General features: G+C 42.0%; 16 protein-coding genes and 1 pseudogene. 7 read left to right on the forward strand and 10 right to left on the reverse strand.

The genetic code is table 11. The annotated features are described in order from the left end of the window. Position 1 precedes the first annotated feature (1 nt). On the forward strand, positions 2-1,312 hold the full coding sequence (locus AC08OG_RS13815) for a type II toxin-antitoxin system HipA family toxin (RefSeq protein WP_482929753.1): 1,311 nt from the start codon (positions 2-4) through the stop codon (positions 1,310-1,312). Positions 1,313-1,814: 502 nt separating this feature from the next. On the opposite strand, the gene AC08OG_RS13820 is transcribed toward AC08OG_RS13815, so the two are convergent. From AC08OG_RS13820 to AC08OG_RS13830, 3 genes are all read right to left on the reverse strand, one after another. Beyond that, the gene (locus AC08OG_RS13820) at positions 1,815-2,051 is read right to left on the reverse strand and encodes a hypothetical protein (protein WP_482929754.1); all 237 of its coding nucleotides are present in this window, start codon (positions 2,049-2,051) and stop codon (positions 1,815-1,817) included. Then, positions 2,044-3,190, reverse strand: a protein-coding gene (locus tag AC08OG_RS13825) for an IS3 family transposase (protein ID WP_482929389.1) whose coding sequence is annotated in 2 segments (ribosomal slippage) — positions 2,044-2,941 and positions 2,940-3,190 — 1,149 coding nt in all. Because the reading frame shifts where the segments join, the coding sequence is not laid out codon by codon here. The genes AC08OG_RS13820 and AC08OG_RS13825 overlap by 8 nt, the downstream gene beginning before the upstream one ends. A gap of 41 nt (positions 3,191-3,231) precedes the next feature. Next, the gene (locus tag AC08OG_RS13830; protein WP_482929755.1) at positions 3,232-3,669 is read right to left on the reverse strand and encodes a hypothetical protein; all 438 of its coding nucleotides are present in this window, start codon (positions 3,667-3,669) and stop codon (positions 3,232-3,234) included. Positions 3,670-4,348: 679 nt separating this feature from the next. Between AC08OG_RS13830 and AC08OG_RS13835 the strand changes: the two genes are divergently transcribed. From AC08OG_RS13835 to AC08OG_RS13850, 4 genes are all read left to right on the forward strand, one after another. After that, the gene (locus AC08OG_RS13835; RefSeq protein WP_041354310.1) at positions 4,349-4,633 is read left to right on the forward strand and encodes a hypothetical protein; all 285 of its coding nucleotides are present in this window, start codon (positions 4,349-4,351) and stop codon (positions 4,631-4,633) included. 22 nt (positions 4,634-4,655) lie between these two features. Beyond that, positions 4,656-5,018: a TA system antitoxin ParD family protein gene (locus tag AC08OG_RS13840; protein ID WP_089418499.1), complete on the forward strand. Its 363-nt coding sequence runs from the start codon at positions 4,656-4,658 to the stop codon at positions 5,016-5,018. A gap of 109 nt (positions 5,019-5,127) precedes the next feature. Beyond that, a complete protein-coding gene (locus tag AC08OG_RS13845) occupies positions 5,128-5,340 on the forward strand; it encodes a hypothetical protein (RefSeq protein WP_014705932.1) in 213 nt (70 codons plus the stop codon). Between the two features lie 280 nt (positions 5,341-5,620). Further along, positions 5,621-6,421 carry an undecaprenyl-diphosphate phosphatase gene (locus AC08OG_RS13850; RefSeq protein WP_041354307.1) on the forward strand — a complete coding sequence of 267 codons (801 nt, stop codon included), beginning with the start codon at positions 5,621-5,623 and terminating at the stop codon, positions 6,419-6,421. Positions 6,422-6,489: 68 nt separating this feature from the next. Here AC08OG_RS13850 and AC08OG_RS13855 read toward each other — a convergent pair whose 3' ends face one another. The 4 genes from AC08OG_RS13855 to AC08OG_RS13870 form a co-directional block, all read right to left on the reverse strand. Then, the gene (locus tag AC08OG_RS13855) at positions 6,490-8,247 is read right to left on the reverse strand and encodes an LTA synthase family protein (protein ID WP_482929756.1); all 1,758 of its coding nucleotides are present in this window, start codon (positions 8,245-8,247) and stop codon (positions 6,490-6,492) included. 237 nt (positions 8,248-8,484) lie between these two features. Then, the gene (locus tag AC08OG_RS13860) at positions 8,485-8,862 is read right to left on the reverse strand and encodes a diacylglycerol kinase (RefSeq protein ID WP_041354303.1); all 378 of its coding nucleotides are present in this window, start codon (positions 8,860-8,862) and stop codon (positions 8,485-8,487) included. Positions 8,863-8,867: 5 nt separating this feature from the next. Continuing rightward, entirely contained in the window at positions 8,868-10,145 is a 1,278-nt protein-coding gene (locus tag AC08OG_RS13865; protein WP_482929757.1) for a HAMP domain-containing sensor histidine kinase, read from the reverse strand. Beyond that, entirely contained in the window at positions 10,142-10,849 is a 708-nt protein-coding gene (locus tag AC08OG_RS13870) for a response regulator transcription factor (RefSeq protein ID WP_014705927.1), read from the reverse strand. Before AC08OG_RS13870 ends, AC08OG_RS13865 begins: the two co-directional genes overlap by 4 nt. A gap of 430 nt (positions 10,850-11,279) precedes the next feature. On the opposite strand from AC08OG_RS13870, the gene AC08OG_RS13875 reads away from it, so the two are divergent. After that, entirely contained in the window at positions 11,280-12,665 is a 1,386-nt protein-coding gene (locus AC08OG_RS13875; protein ID WP_482929759.1) for a metallophosphoesterase family protein, read from the forward strand. Here AC08OG_RS13875 and AC08OG_RS13880 read toward each other — a convergent pair. Beyond that, a protein-coding gene (locus tag AC08OG_RS13880; RefSeq protein WP_300497071.1) for an IS3 family transposase occupies positions 12,611-13,767 on the reverse strand; the annotation gives its coding sequence in 2 pieces (ribosomal slippage) (positions 12,611-13,527 and positions 13,527-13,767; 1,158 coding nt in all). The genes AC08OG_RS13875 and AC08OG_RS13880 overlap by 55 nt on opposite strands. A gap of 47 nt (positions 13,768-13,814) precedes the next feature. On the opposite strand from AC08OG_RS13880, the gene AC08OG_RS13885 reads away from it, so the two are divergent. Continuing rightward, positions 13,815-14,729 (forward strand): glycosyltransferase, encoded by a 915-nt coding sequence (locus AC08OG_RS13885; protein WP_482930556.1) that lies wholly within the window; start codon positions 13,815-13,817, stop codon positions 14,727-14,729. A gap of 17 nt (positions 14,730-14,746) precedes the next feature. Here AC08OG_RS13885 and AC08OG_RS13890 read toward each other — a convergent pair whose 3' ends face one another. Continuing rightward, positions 14,747-15,424 carry a TVP38/TMEM64 family protein gene (locus AC08OG_RS13890; protein WP_014705925.1) on the reverse strand — a complete coding sequence of 226 codons (678 nt, stop codon included), beginning with the start codon at positions 15,422-15,424 and terminating at the stop codon, positions 14,747-14,749. A 163-nt stretch (positions 15,425-15,587) separates the two neighbouring features. After that, a pseudogene (locus AC08OG_RS13895) lies at positions 15,588-16,631 on the reverse strand (IS3 family transposase). Positions 16,632-17,025: the final 394 nt, after the last annotated feature.

The raw sequence follows: 17,025 nt of genomic DNA on the forward strand, positions 1-17,025 counted from the left end.
CATGGGCCGTCGTCAACACTATATCCCGCTTGATGTATGGATAAGTAACCGAATCGTCGGACAGCTTATTCGTGAAAGCACAGGCGCAATATCGTTTATATATGATCAACGTTGGTTAGATTGGGAACATGCTTTTCCTGTTTCTTTATCCTTACCTCTCAGGAAAGATCGCTTCATCGGTGCTCGGGTAATACCCGTCTTCGAGAACCTTTTACCCGATAATGACGGTGTTAGAAAAAGGCTTGCAGAACGTGTTGGTGCAGATGGCACTGATGCTTTCAGTCTGTTGTCAGTGATTGGCAGAGATTGTATTGGAGCATTACAGTTCCTTCCCCAAGGGAGTTCTCAAGAAACAAGTAACCAGCTTGAGGGTACTGTTTTATCAGAGCATGAAATTGAAGTCTTACTGGGCGAGTTAGAAGAGGTACCACTCGGGCTACAAAAAGAAAATGACTTTCGAATATCCATTGCTGGAGCCCAAGAGAAGACCGCTTTGCTCTTTCATAATGGAGAGTGGAGTAAACCCACAGGCACAACTCCAACAACACACATACTCAAGCCACAAATAGGCAAACTGTCGAATGGTATGGATCTCACCCACAGTGTTGAGAATGAATTTCTGTGTTTAAAACTCCTAAAAAACTTTGGTCTAAGAACAGCTAATACAGAGATCATTGCTTTTGGAAGTCGTAGGGCCTTGGTGATTGAACGATTTGATAGGAGGTGGACTGCGGATGGCAGGCTGATCCGATTGCCACAGGAAGATTGTTGCCAAGCACTCTCCATCCCACCCACGAGAAAATATCAAAGTGAAGGAGGTCCAGGTATTGTAGAAATAATGGACTTATTTCGTGGCAGTGATGAGCCAACGCAAGACCGGATGGACTTTTTCATGTCCACAATTTTATTTTGGGCTATTGGTGCCACAGATGGCCATGGTAAAAACTTTAGTTTGTCTTTAATGCCTGGCGGAAGATATAGAATGACACCGCTTTACGATGTCCTAACACTACAGCCATCAGTCGATGCCAAGCAAGTAGCTCATAAGAATTACAAGCTCAGTATGAGTTTTGGTAAATCCAGACACTACAAAATTAAAGAAATTGCTGTTCGGCATATCATCGAGACTGGCGTTGAAGCAGGGCTTTCACGTCAATCGATTGCTGAAATTTTCGATCAACTTTGTAAAGACAAAGATAAAGCTATCGAACATACACTGCAGGGGCTCCCAAAGGATTTTCCCCAAAACTTATTGGACTCCAATTTTACAACGTTAGAAAAAAATATTTCACTGCTAAATAATGCTCGATAGGCAAAAGTTCGAGAGGGTTTCCCCCTTTTCTTTAGGGAATGTTATAAATACAGAACCTCTTTTATTCAACGTTTAACTAATTGGCTGTATAGCTTTTTGCTGGCTTATTAATTTCTGGATCAATCTTAAGGCGTTTTAGGATATGGAAAACTAAGTATTCGCCAGTCGCCAACATTAGCAATTCAAATCATTATTTATTTGGCTAGTGCCTTAGCCCTTTGTTTCATTCTGGCTCGAACTGCTTCTGACGTTAACCAGATGGCTTTTGGAGAATTGGCCTGAATTAGACCAATAGTTACTTGTTCACGGAACCATAAATCGTGATTGCGAGATTCATCAGCCTGCTCCAACTTATCGATAGAGTATGATGGTTTTTCATTGTTTTCTCGCCTTACCATACAACTTCTTACCTCTTCAATTAGGGTTTTGGTGTGTCATACGTATTCATAAAGGAGAATTAAGCCCCCACCCATACTATATCGGATGGGGACTGATAGAGTGTTTATCGAACCAAGTTGCCATGCTTCCACTTGTCGCTCATTTGAACTAACACAGCAGAGCCAGAAATTATCTCATCTGATTTATTAATAGCCTGTCTCAATCGTAAGTGCTTTTCCTGGAAAAACTCTGAAGTTTTTGCCCAATCAGCAATATCACCAAACTTATATGTATAGGACACCCGAGAAATAACATAGCCCTCACTTTCTGTAGGATGAATCGCCACTAATTCTTTAGACACTAATCAGCCGCTTCGAAAATCGATTCTCAAACTCTACCGGTGACAACTGATTATTGAAACCATGCCGCCGTTTGGTGTTGTAAAACATTTCAATGTAATCGAATACATCCTGTCTGGCTTCATCTCGACTTGCGTAGATTTTCCGCCGGACACGCTCCCGCTTGAGCAACTGAAAAAAGCTCTCAGCAACGGCATTATCATGACAATTACCTCGTCGGCTCATACTGCCTTCAAGGCCATGCGTTTTAAGAAATGCGCTCCAATCGTGACTGGTGTACTGGCTGCCCTGATCAGAATGCACCATGACGGTTGTAGACGGATTACGCCGCCAAACAGCCATTAACAATGCATCCAATACCAGTTCTTTGGTGATCCGGGACTGCATTGACCAGCCAACCACTTTTCTGGAATATAAATCCACCACAACGGCCAGATATAACCAGCCCTCATGGGTTCGGATATGCGTAATATCGGTGACCCACGCAGTGTTGGGCTGAGTCACATTAAACTGACGTTGTAGTTTATTGGGTGTCACAACATGGGATTCACCACCCGGTTGTCTGGGCCGGCGATAACCGACTTGAGCTTTGATCCCCGAAAGGCGCATTAAGCGATGTACCCGGTTGATACCGCAGCGTTCACCATATTCACGAATATCACTGTGAATCTTGCGATAGCCATAAACCGCACCAGACTCAAGCCAGAATTGTTTGATTAGGCCTGTGAGTCGCTGATCTTTTTGCTGGCGCTTGGACTGCGGCGCTTTGAGCCATTGATAATAGCCGCTCGGATGGACGTCCAGCAGAAAACAGAGCCGTCTGACCGGCCAAAGCAGGCTATTCGCCTTAATAAAGGCGTACCTCACTCGGGGTGACTTGCGAAGTACGCCGCCGCTTTTTTAGAATGTCACGCTCCTCAGTGACGCGTTTCAATTCTTTCTTGAGCCGGTTAATTTCGGCTTGTTCTTCTGCCTTGGTCCGATGCTTGTTGGCATCTGGACCATACTTCTTCAGCCAGGCATACAAACTATGCGTTGTGACATCCAATCGGCCAGCGACATCGGAAACACTGTAACCACGATCGGTTACCTGACGGACTGCTTCGATCTTGAATTCTTCTGGATAACGTTTACTACTCATTTGTACCTCTCTGGTTGCCATATTAAATGGCTGAAAGGTATCTAGTAAATTAGTGGCGATTCAGGATTTGTAAAATCAATAACATCCTCTACTTCATTTTGAGCATAACAGAAGCTAACCTTATCACCAGAACTAATACTAGCGTTGCTTTCACCCTCTGGGGTCAGAGTGTATTTCAAAGCTGACACTTGCTTGGGCCCCTCACCAAGTAACAGTGCCTCAAGTGATTCATTCTTGATCTTCGTTTTTTCAACTTTTAAAAACCCAAGTTTTTCAAACTCATCCAATACTGTGGGATTCTTTGACTCAGGTGTTGTAACTGGAAGCTTTCCGATATCTACACACTCTTTCTTTACCTCGTAATAATCATTTATTGCTGCTTTGAAGTTATCTTTATTGGCATCCATTGGGCTTGAACAGGCCGTGGCCGATGATAGGATAATTGCTACTAAAGCACTTTTTTCTAATTTTTTAATCACTCAACCTTCCTTAATTTTTCGTCTTATCAAGCCCACAAATCCATGGACTATCAAGGAATCTTATCTCAGAAAATACATGCTACAAGTAACTGGGTCACAAGTTGGTTTAAATCGAAAAATTTGGAAGCTGTTTTAATAACTAAAATACTAAATCATCTTATAGATTCATGGTTAAAATTATCTTCAAACAGAAAAGTTATCTGAGAAAAGAAATTTTTTATACTCAGCTATTAGTAGCCCTAATAGCCTATTGAATATTAGATACAGCTATCAGCTAAACCTTGAAGATGATCTTTATGTATGAATTATTTATAAATTGGGGCAAAAAGGAACCGCCTAATAGCGGTTCTTTTTCTATTCTCCACATGGGGAGAGAGAGCACTTCGGCTGTCTCATGACATACACTTATATTACCCATCAAATCAACTATTTACTTCAACATAAGACATAAAATCAAATAGTAAGACCCAACTTTGATAAATCAATAACTTGATATCAATAATTTTGCGCAGTCCAAGATGGACTCTCACGTAGACATCAATAAAATCAATCACATAGAAAAAATTCAGATTATCAACTTGCGTGATCTGTGACCCGTGGTATTTTTCAATCACTATTGCTTTGAACAGAGCGACAGCTAATAACAAAGATAGGAAATTACTAATATAGGAAATAAACCATGAGTCTCACAATTATCTCTGGCGCCATATGTTTCGTAGTAGTCATTTTATGTGCTATCGATTACTACCAAAAACAAAAGGGCCTGAACTTTAAGCTAAAAACTGTTCAAGGGTTTGCTCGGAAAGTAGGCTTGATTTCGATTATTGCTATCATCATAGAAGCAGCAGTAATGAACCATCTTTCCGCCATACATTTCATTGCCATTTCAAATGCGATTGTATTATGGATATTCGGCCTCTTAACTACCTCGGATAGTGCAGGACCTAGAACAACCACTCAGTAACCCAGCCTAGAGGTATTTAGAAATGACACTAATGCAATTAATCAACTTCCCTTTTCTTTTTGGAGGCATTTTAATATTGCTGTTTTTTATTTTGCTGGGCAGACATGCTAGTCAAGTGGATGATGAACGCAAAAAAAAGCAACAAATTACTGGAACACTCCATATGAATCGAGACTTTCTTAAAGACGTTCAAACTCGAGCAGAAATAAACAAGCTGAGTCTTGCTGAGCAAATCGAACGCTGGGCCCGTATTGGCAGAATTGCTGAAGATAATCCAGAACTAAATTTTGAGTTCATCAAGGATGCATTGGCTAGCACGACAGAATTAGAGCAAGGCAAGGTAACTAAATATGAACGAAAAACTCACAAGAATAGAAAAACATAAACTCTGAAAGTCATTCACGGCAGAGCTTAATTTTAGAACGAACAATCGATACATGAAATTTTTTAACTATTCACACCCCGCTTGGTTGATGCTTGCTCTAGGAGTTTTTATGGCGATCTTTGTGCCATTAGTACCAAATGTTAAAACGCATTTTGTCTATGGCCTAGCAATGATATGCATCGGATTTGGACTGATGGGATTATATGCTTTTTGGGTCGAGTGGAAAGAACATCAAAAGCGGCGCAACACATACTATATTGAGCCATTCAAAAAACGGCTTGAAAAATATCAAAAGCGTCATCAATTTAATCGCAAAGGCTAAAAGATTTCTGGATATGAATCGACAACAAATTAGTTAGGATATATATATGGATATCAGTAGTTATTCGATATTTTCTGACCTGCCCCTATCATCTAGTCCAATCTCTGCTTAGTAATGTCCTGTTTGGTTCTGTTTTTGTCATGACTGCCGGAAATTTCGATAGGTTTACTGAGATCTATTCCATTAGCTGCATTACAATACGAAACGGCTTTATTAATTCAAAGATTTTCAACTTCATATATTAATAATCTATCTGGCGAAATAATTTTAGGACAGATCTTTGAATACTTTACATACCATCTTGTTAGGCATCATTCAGGGTATAACCGAATTTCTACCTATTTCGAGTTCCGCGCATTTAATATTGGCCCCTATAGTTATGGGATGGTCAGATCAGGGAGTTGCTTTTGATCTTGCAGTCCACCTCGGCACCTTACTAGCAGTAATGCTGTATTTCTACCGAGATATAAAGATGATAGCCCAAGATAGTTTAAACTCAGCCAAACATAGACAGTTTATTGGCCAGGGAAGATTAGGATTATTCTTACTAATAGGAACATTGCCAGCGGCTGTTGCCGGACTTTTGCTTCTGGATCTTATCGATAATCAACTTCGCTCCATTGAGCTTATTTGTTTCACAACATTATTTTTTGGTTTACTTCTGGGGTGGGCTGACTGGCGTCCTAAACGAAATCGTCAGATTGATACTCTGGACTGGAAAGATGCATTATTGATAGGTTTGGCTCAAGCTATTTCATTGATCCCTGGAACTTCACGTTCTGGTGCAACTATAACTGCTGGGTTGCTTCTAGGACTTAATCGCGAAGCAGCTTCTCGCTTTTCATTCTTATTAGCCATCCCAATTACAGCACTTGCTGCTTCAGCAAAGCTTTTGGATGTGGCTATGAGTGACATATCACTCAATTGGCTTTCTTTTGCCATCGGTGCCATTACGGCATTTATCACAGCACTGACCGCTATCCATCTTTTTCTTAAATGGCTCAATTATTTTGGTATGTGGCCTTATGTTATCTACCGCGTATTTCTGGCTGCTGTGATTTACTTTTTACTCATTAAATAGAGAAGACTGTGGTAACGAAGAGATAGGAATCGCTTGGATTTTGATAAAGCTTACCTATTAAGCACCTACTATCTATAAGCCGGGTGACCAAGCGGCATATCGTAACGCTGTTGCCGATAGAGCCATGATGGTAGCAAAACATGTGCTAAAGCTTCGTGTGCATCTTCCTCTTCGGCTGGGCCAAGAATTTCTAGTTGTCGTGTATCGGGTGAATAATGACCTTCTAACGCTTGTTTTTGAGGTCTTAAAATGGTCACTTTTTCTCCCTGCATCAATGCAAAATAATCAGCAAACTGCATAAGAGCTCGTCCCGTGGATTGATGCTCTTCTGGGCGGCTCAAATCACGTCCGATCATCGGCGTTTCAGCTGAAATGCCCATCAGCGACAATAAGGTCGGGGCCATATCAATCTGACTTGCCACTGTCTTAATTCTCTTTGGTTTAATATCGGCTCCTAGGATAAGGCCCGGTATCTGGAATCTTTCAATAGGTACCAAAGCATCACCGTAAACATTAAGATCATGATCAGCAATGACCAGAAACAGTGTGTTTTGCCAATAATCACTTTGCATAGCCTTATCAAAAAACTCGCCTAAAGCGTAATCAGCATATTTAACCGCATTCAAATCCGTTTGCTTTTCCGAACCTTCCAGATCTATTCGCCCATCTGGAAACTCGTAGGGAGAATGGTTACTAGATGTAAATACCAAACTAAAATAAGGCTGTCCTTTTTGATGCATTTCAGAGATGCGATTATGCGCTTTGTTTAATAAATCTTCGTCCGAAACACCCCAACTCCCTTTGAATACTGGATTTTGGTAATTATCTTGATCAATAACCGACTCAAAGCCATTACCGATAAAGAACGACGCCATATTGTCGAAATGCGATTCTCCCCCATAAATAAACTCGGTAAAGTAACCTTTATGATTCAATAAATCGGCGATGGTAAAAAAGTTTTGTTGAGAAAGTGAAAGCTTGACGACACTTCTCGCAGGAGTTGGCAAAAAACCACTTATTGTCGCTTCAATACCGCGTACAGAGCGTGTTCCGGTTGCATAAAGCTGCTCAAACCACCACCCTTTATCTTTTAACTTTTCAAGCTCTGGGGTTACCGCATGTTCACCGCCCAACGATTTAACAAATGTAGCTCCCATACTTTCTTCAAGGATTATCACAAGGTTAAGCGGTTTATCGCGCGTTATCGATGATTCACGTTTATTTAAAGTTGGAAATGGTGCATCCGGATCCGCATTTAACCAAGGATAGTTCTGGTCCATTTCTGCCATGATTTCATCATCGGTCAGCGAACCATACACTTCGCCTGCTTCAGCCTCATGCTGCATGTTGTAGATTGCAAAATACACTGACCAACTGGAGTTGATGATAAGACTGTTCACCATGGCATCGGAGGTTATTGCAAAAATCGCTGGATTTGCAGGTCGGTGCGCCATTGTTGAACGAATCATCACCACCAGAAGCAACACCAACAGTGGCCAAGTTAACCATAATTTCCATACCGGCCAGTCAAGTCGATACTGCGACAACCATTTCTTTAACATCGTGCTGAAGAGAATGCCTGCAATAATGGTCAGTGAAACGCCAAGTATAAGTGGGACTCTAAAGCCTTCCCAAAGCGTGGAAAATACTTCTTTTGGATATTGTAGATACTCCACAAATAATCTATTGGGTCGCAGGTCATACTGCATAATAAAAGCAGGTGTGGCGGTTTCCATAAACACCACTAAAATGACTATAAACGTGCCCCAAACCCAGACTAGTTTTTGCCAAAACCGCCAAGTATATTTATTTACTAATAACGGCATCAGTAATGCTAACGGCGCAATTAACATACCCAACATGATGAGGTCAGCGCGTACACCCTGAATAAAAAATAGCGGTAAATTAACTGCAGATGTGACTCTATCCCATTGCCAAATAGCTAATCCCAAACGGGATAATGACAAAATGGCTAGCCCTACTAATAAAAGTTTCAATAGAATTTGATAAGGTCCAAGCCAAGACATGTAGTTATGTTTCATTGATAATGTCATTTCAGTTGTTTAAGTAAATTTTGGCCATAAAAGCACTAACCAAGTGGCCACAGCGATCAATAGCGTCAACAACACGGCAAGAGAGCCATAGTCTTTAGCGCGTCCAGTCAAGGGATGTAATTCGGTACTGAATCTATCCAGTGTGCATTCTATGGCAGAGTTAAGGGCTTCCACTGCCATCACGGCTACTATCACGCCTATCAATGCCAGACGTTCGATAGCAGTAAAGTCGATAATAAAAACAAAGGGGAGCAGCACTAGAAAAAGCACCAGCTCTTGTCTGAATGCAGACTCGTATCGTGCGCACAAACATAACCCCCTCAGCGAATAGTAGGTCGCAAATAACAACCGTTTCAGGCCTGTATGTTTTTGAATTGCTGCAGTCATAGAAATTAAATACTCGGTGTGAAATGAATCTCAAAGGTTGTGCCGCCTGAATCAGATTGAGCCACGCTTAATTTCATGTTCAGTTTTTCACTGATCATTTGTGCGATTAAAAGGCCAAAGCGGGTTTCTTGAAAAAGTAATTGCTGCCCAACGGAACGATTAGTTATGCGTTGGTGAATATCTATCGGCAAACCACTGCCAAAATCTGTAACGTGGATAACGCAGTCACCTGACTGAATACGTACCTCATCCTGAGTATGTTGAATCGCATTGTGCAAGAGGTTGCGGAGTAGCATTCTCATTAAGGAGTGATTGGTAAGGACAATCTGTTGATCGTAGATTGATGAAACGTAATTTAGCCGCTCTGACGCCATTGGCATTTCATTCTTTATTTCTTCCACGGCATCCTGAATTAGAACACTTAAGGAAATTTTAGAATCCTTTACGGGCTGTTCATTGCGTAGCAAGGCTAATAGCGTATTAACCTCGATCTGCATGTGATTAACAGTTTGTCGAATGCGCCTCATCGTCTGTTTATCAGCTGCTGATAATTGTTGCCGCTTATCAATCACATCAAGAGCACCAGATAAGATTGCTATTGGGGTGCGCAATTCATGGCTAGCAGTTTTGATGAACATATTTTCACGCTGTACAAACTCCTCCATCGCGTCTAAAAAGCGGTTAAACGCATTGGCAATATTGTTGTATTCATGCTCGACATAGTCATTTTCCAGTCGCTGCATGCTTTTGCCAGGTGTCGTTTTCTGTATGGCATGCGTAAGTTTTTGTAGCGGTTTGACCAGTTTTCTTGCACCCAGACGAGATAAAACAAAGCCAATAAAAGTCATTAATAGAACTAAGCCCAGCATGGCAAGCTGGAAAAGAATTTCACGCTCTTCCATGGCTGTAATATCTTGGGAGATAAATATAGTTCCACTGGGAGAGTCAATCTGTTTTGCCAAAACTAAAAAATGTTGATCTTTGAATTCTATTTCTTCGGATGCGGGAGCTTTGATACCCTGAAAATGTTTTGGTAACTGTGAAGGATTTGGAGCTTTTTCACCGACAAATGCCACTGAAATATTAGCTGTTTGCCAAGTTTGAAAATCGGGGTTATTAATTTTTCGACTATAGAAATCAAACTCATTACTCAGTTCAAATTCTAAAATCGTATACTCCATGTCCTCGTATATGAATTCGATAATGACAAGCGAGAGCACGATTGTTAGGAAACTGACCGCAAAAATCGTCCGGTATATGCGCGTTGCTAAAGACAAGCTCACTCGGTGTTACCTGACTCTTCTGGAGTTTGCAGACGATAACCCCGTCCATGCATAGTTTTTACAAAATTAAAGCCAAGTGACTTTTGAAGTATTTGCCTTAAGTTGTATATGTGGGTTCGTAATGTTTGTGTTTCTATATCAGGACTACCCCAAATCTGCTCACACAAAACTTCATGGGATAAATATTTGGGATAAGCGTCAAACAAAGATTCAATGATTTTAGCGGCGATCCCACTCAATTCGACGCTCGCGATGTCACCATAACGCAACATGAGTCGCCCCGGATCAAAGCTGAGACTTCCAACCTTTTTCACAGAATCATTTGCAAACTGCCGCCGGGAAAGCGCTTCAATTCGAAGCTGCAATTCTCTTAGATCAAATGGTTTAACCAGGTAATCGTCAGCACCGACTCCAAACCCTTCTTCTTTATCGGGCAGAGTGCCTTTCGCGGTTACCATAATAATGGGGGTGTTTTTCTTTAAATCTTGACGAACTCGCCGACATATCTCATAGCCGGACAGGCCGGGCAACATGATGTCTAACACAATCACATCATAATCATTAGTTGCTAACAAGTGCAGCGCTGTTAATCCATCAGCTGCAAAATCGAGTTCATAGTGAGTATCCTCAAAAAACTCGAATAGATTCTCAGCAAGTGCAACTTGGTCTTCCACAATTAATATAGCAAGAGAGGGGATATTCATGGCTTAATGATTTTACTGCCAATAATTAGAAAAAAAACGTCATTGTTGCTCGCTCTAGGCGTGTATTTACAGGGAATAAGTCAATGCTCATTTGATAAATTAAGCCAAGATACTTATTTATCTTCCCAGTATGCCTTACTAAAGATAAGTTTTTCATCGAAGAAATATCAAGAAAATATAAACCTGGTCTTCCATTATCTAGTCGTAGCTGCCATGACTTTAATAATTGCTTTTTATCATTCTAGAAATGTCTGCTAAACCGCATTATTAGTGTCGAAAATCGCTATCTGTAGTTCAACGTTTTAGATTCTGAGATTTTGAACGTTAATGGATGCTCAAACAAAATCAATTCAAGGCATTTACATTTCATACTGGTATTCTGTAATCAGATCGCTACGATATTCAAATACCCAAATCCTGACGTAATTAAATGCTTAGAAAAACCAAGCTAAAGATTTTTTATATCTTAAATACTGCTTTGATCGCTTTACTTATCGGCTATCAGGTGTATTTGAACCTTGCTGAAACTCACTATGCTTCCTTGCACTTATCAAAAATTCAGGCCATACAACAAGTCCTAAGAGAGAAAACGGAATTTCAGTTTGTTGTGGTTGGCAATATCAATAACTCTTCCAGTATCTTTCAAAAGCAATTTATACCGAGGTTGAACAATTCTAACGCAGCATTTCTAATTTCAGCGGGTAATGCTGTGAGTGATGGTGCAGAACAGAACTATCGTTCACTTATTAAAATGCTCGAAGAGCTGCATATGCCTTGGTTGCTGACTTATGGTGAAAATGAAGACAGTGATTTTGGTGATTTTCGTTTCTTCGAGCATTTTGGCCCGCCTTTCTTTTCATTTAAGATTAATAACAATCAGTTTATTTTTCTCGACAATACCGGCAGTACGCCCTATGCATGGCAACTAGAGTGGCTAAATCAAGAGCTGACTCAGTCTGCAGCGCACAATCGATTTGTCTTCTTGGGATTACCCATTCATCCAAAACTGGATAACACGCCGGCATTTACCGAAGATAATTATTTTAATGATGAAGAAATAGCACAGAAGCTTCATACATTGCTCCGAAAGCACCATGTGGACTTAGTGTTTTCTGCGAACCTTGCATTGTATGCGAACCAAACTATTGATGGTGTTCGTTATATTACAACTGGCGGTGCTGGGGGTGTCATTGTTGATGACAAAAATAGTTATCATCATTTCGTGGAAGTTAATGTGTCAGCTGATGAAGTCAGCGTAAGCCCAGTAATACCTCGTATTAGTCAGTCTTCTTGGCACCGAACAATAACGAGTATCTGGTCGGCCATCTATACTTTTTTTTATGTCAGCTTCGCACGTTTTTTGGTGGTTATTAGTGTTTTAGTGCTTATCGGGCTTAAGTTAAGAGAGGTCATCTACGAAGATCGTGACTTTTATACCCACTTCACGATTGATGATTCAAACTATAGAGATAAACCTAAACGCATTGCTTTTTTTACCAATAATTTCTTTCCGTTTATCTCTGGCGTCACTATTTCTATCGACCGATTGGCTAACGGATTACGCAATAGAGGGCATAACGTTCATATCATCGCTCCAGACTACACTGGCGAGAAGCAATCGAATTCATCATGCACTCGCGTGAAAACATTGTTTGCTTTTGGCAGCAAGGGTGAATTCAGACTAACCAATCCCTTCCAACAGAAAATCAGAAAAACCTTTAAGCAGCAGCAACCTGATCTGGTGCATGTGCATCACGGGTTCTACCCCGATTCCACGGACGGTTTTAAAACACTCGCAAACATCACATCTCGCTGAGCAACCCTTCTTCTCATTCGAGGATTATGGAATCGCTCAATATAGTCAAATAAATCCGCTTTGGCAGAATCCAAGGTTGGGTAACGCATTCGGTTTGTCCGTTCTCTTTTGAGAACACCAAAAAAGCCTTCACAGGCCGCATTATCGCCACAATGACCGACCGCGCTCATGGAACTCATCAATGTGTTTTTACTAAGCAATCGCTGGTAATCGCCGCTTCTGAATTGGCTGCCTCGATCAGAATGTAAAATCACAGGCTCACTTCCCTGACGCTGCCACACGGCCATTTCGACAGCGCGTAATACCATTTGTCGATCTTGTCGATGATGCATTGACCAGCCAATGACGAGTTTGCTGAACAAATCGAGAACAACGCACAAATACAGCTTGCCTTCACCTGTTTTGAACTCTGTGATGTCGGTGACCCACTTGGTCTCTGGTTCCAGGGCCATGAAGTCCCGCTCCAATAAATTACTTACCCCAGGTGGCGTTAATAAGGGCGGTTTCTTCTGTCCACGCTTCTTCTTTCTCGGCCACCCTTGCAGTCCGGCAACCGACATTAAACGTGCTATCCGGTTTTTGCTGGCTGTTTCACCTTCAATCGTCAGATCTTCATGCATGCGCGGTGCACCCAAAATACCGCCACTATCTGCGTGAAGTTCACGAATGCGCTTCAGCAATCGATTGTTATCAATCTTTCGTTCGCTCGGTAAACGTGATTCCCAGCCGTAATAACCACTAGCGGAAACTTCCAGACAACGACACATTAAGCGCACGGGAAACTCGACGCGACAACGTTGGATCGCCTGATATTTCAGGACGACTCCCTGGCAAAGAACGTCGCCGCTTCGCGTAAAAAATCCCGCTCCTTCTTCACCCGCGCCAGTTCACGTTTCAGGCGGGCGACTTCTTCATCGCGAGGGCTACCCGTGCCAGTAAAGGCCTGTGGGCCATTCTGATCTGCTTCACGTCGCCACCTTGTTAGCAGATTTGGGGCAAGGCCCAGTTCTTGAGCAATCTGAGCACAGCTAACACCGGGCTGCCGGGTTTGTTCAACAGCACCATGTTTGAACTCGGGACTGTATTTTCTTCTCTTTGACATAAACACTCCTTTTGCCCATTATCAGGCTTCTTTGAAGTGTCCGCAAAATCAGGGTAGAACCCCACCCTTTCTGGCTTGGCTCAGTGGGTTTATGGTTCGCTAAACGCTATAAGTGTCCAATTATTTACACGTACCATACCAGGCTCGAAATGTATGCGCATTATGTTCCATTACCAGGTGCGTTATTCCGAAATGTTATCTCCCACTTAATCATTCGTCGCTTCTGTAATAAATGTGATGGTGTCGTTGTGCCCACCTATTCCACCGAGGAGTATTTGCGTCTAGTCGGGGTGAAAAGCCGTATTTGTGTGCAACCAAGTGGCGTTGATTTTATGCGCTTTAATAGTCCACATAGGCTGACACCGGTAGCATTAAAAAAACAACTCGGCATTGAACAAAAACAACTGGTGCTTGTAAGCGTTTCACGTCTTGGCAAAGAAAAAAATGTGAAGTTTCTTATTGATGCAATTGCCAGCCTGGATCAACAAACTCAAAATCACGTTGAATTGGTAATTGTTGGGGAAGGCGATGATCGTCACTATCTCGAAAACCGAATTACCGAGACAGGTCTGCAAAAAAGCATCCAGCTTGTTGGCGCTGTTTCACCTGAAAATATCCCTGGCTATTATCAAATGGCAGACATCTTCGTCTTTGCTTCAAAGTCTGAAACACAAGGCATGGTGATTTTAGAGGCTATGTCAGCCGGTCTACCGGTTGTTGCCATTCGTTCAAGTGGAATTGATGATGCAATAGTTGAGGGGCAAACAGGTTTTAAAACGCTAGATGATATTGAACTGTGGAATAGCAAACTTAAATTACTCATCGAAGATAACGTTTTACGAGAAAAACTTTCAAAACAAGCTATCGAATTTGCACGCCAACACGACTGTGACATTTTTGCCCAGAATATTGATAAATTTTATGGTGAAGTCTTAGCAACCTATCATCGATCATCTTCTTGATAGCCGTTTGTTTTTGGTTATCTATTAAAGCGCTTGTGCAAATAAACTAGCAATCCAACCAATACAATAACCAGTGAAATCGCGATTAGGATGGCTGACCAAGGTAATCCGTTTTCATTTGCAACGATCAGCTTGCTCAACTGCCCACCAAATGCAATCACTAATATCAAACCGGGGATAATGCCCACTGCTGAGCCTAGCATGTAGCGGGGAAAATCGAGCCGGAAAGCACCGGCGAGCATGTTGGTCATGGTAAATGGGGCAACGGGCAAGAGATTAATCAATACCATACTATTGAAACTATTTTGCTGGATATACTTTTCTGCTCTACGAACCATTTCGCCACCATGTTTTTCGATGGTTTCACGCCCAACCCAATGTCCAACAATATAGCCTGTTGCTGAAGAGCTTAATGTAGCCAATGTGGCACAGAATATTGCCCATTCCGTACTAAAAAGCATTCCGGTTGTGACCACCAGAATGGTCAGTGGAAACATAATCGCCAGCAATGCCACATACAATAAAGTGATACCAATCAAACTCCACAGGGAATACTCAAACTGTCTTATATATGCGGTGTGGTTCAGCAATGCAGCTTCATTTAAATAGCCAGCATCAGCTAGGAATCGCCAGAGGATTGTCATCCCCAGCAACAACATGAATACCAGCAGGGTTTGTTTTATTGCATGAGGCATTGATAGTCTGTTGTCAGGAAGAAAGTAGTCCATAAGGTAACACAACATATTGTCGATTTTGCTGTTTGGAGATCAAAGGCCTATCACCAATTGCTCACTATAGACTTGTGAGCACCTCCAACACCTAATCCAACTTCAGCTAAGTAATACCCGTGGTTTTCAATCAATTTGGCGAAGGGGCTGTAGCAAACTCCAATGACGTTTGATAGCCAAGTGACGAATGTGGCCGGTTTTCATTGTAGTCAATTCGCCATTGATTGATCAGCTCTCTGGCATGGGCCAGATCACTAAACCAGTGCTTATTTAAACATTCATCCCGAAACTTACCGTTGAAACTCTCGATATAACCATTTTGCATGGCTTTCCTGGTTGTATTAGCTTCAATTCAACACCATTTTCATATGCCCACTGGTCAAGCGCTTTTCCGGTAAATTCTGGTCCCTGATCAGTTATTAATGCCACCGGATAGCCTCTAAAGGCAGCAATAGTGTTCAGTGTTCGTGCGACCTGTTCACCGGATATTCCATGTGCAATCGGTATATCTAGACATTCTTTGCTAAAGTCATCAACGATGGTCAAGCACTTCATGCGCCGACCATGGGCGAGTGAGTCCATCACAAAATCCATCGACCAGGTATGGTTGGGGCTGTCTGGTAGCAATAAAGGCTGACGCCCCACCATGAGACCTTTGCGTCGTTTTCGTTTACGTACCGCCAATCCAGCTTCTCGATACAACCGATAAACTTTCTTGTGGTTCACATGGCGTCCCTCTCGACGTAATAGCTGATACACTCGCCGATAACCTTCAAAGGCAATCGCTTTAATACGTTGTACCAAGTCAGTTTCTTGTGTTGACTGGCTTTGGTATCGCATGGTGGCGCGGTTCAGACCGACTAGGGAACAGGCTCTTCGCTCAGAAATAGCTGTTTGTGACAGCATCGCGCGCACCGCCTCCCGCTTATTCCTGACGGTCAGTACTTTCGGTTCAACGCCACCTTGAGGGCTTCATTGTCCAGCATGGATTCGGCAAGTAATTTTTTGAGCTGGGCGTTTTCTTGTTCAAGGCCTTTGAGACGACGGGCCTCGGAGACTGCCAGACCAGCGTATTTTTTTGCTAGGTGTAGAACGTCGCATCGGAAATAGCGTATTTCCGACATAACTCCTTCACGGAGAGCCCCGCTTCTGCCACTTTCAAAATCTGAATGATTTGCTCTTCTGTAAATCATTTTTTCATGCTCATCTTCCTTTTCAGTGATGAACATTACTAAGTTCTTTATGGATTAGAAAGTGGGGAGCAGATCATTTCTACTCCGACTACCTCCCGAGTTCAGAAGAAATATTTTTCAATTAACTAAATCTTGAATATCTCGGAGAACGACATCATTCGAACATTTAACCATTTTGCATATTGAGAGGTATTCATATGAACAGATTAACTTTCTTCTCTTCGACATAAACACTCCTTTTGCCCATTATCAGGCTTCTTTGAAGTGTCCCCAAAATCGGGGTAGAACCCGTCTTCGATCGCGCAAGTCAAACACCAAGTTTCGTTCTGGTGCTGGCCTGTAAAGTTGTTGGAGTAGAGTTAGGCTTCCATATTT

This window comes from Methylophaga sp. F7 (assembly GCF_056863975.1).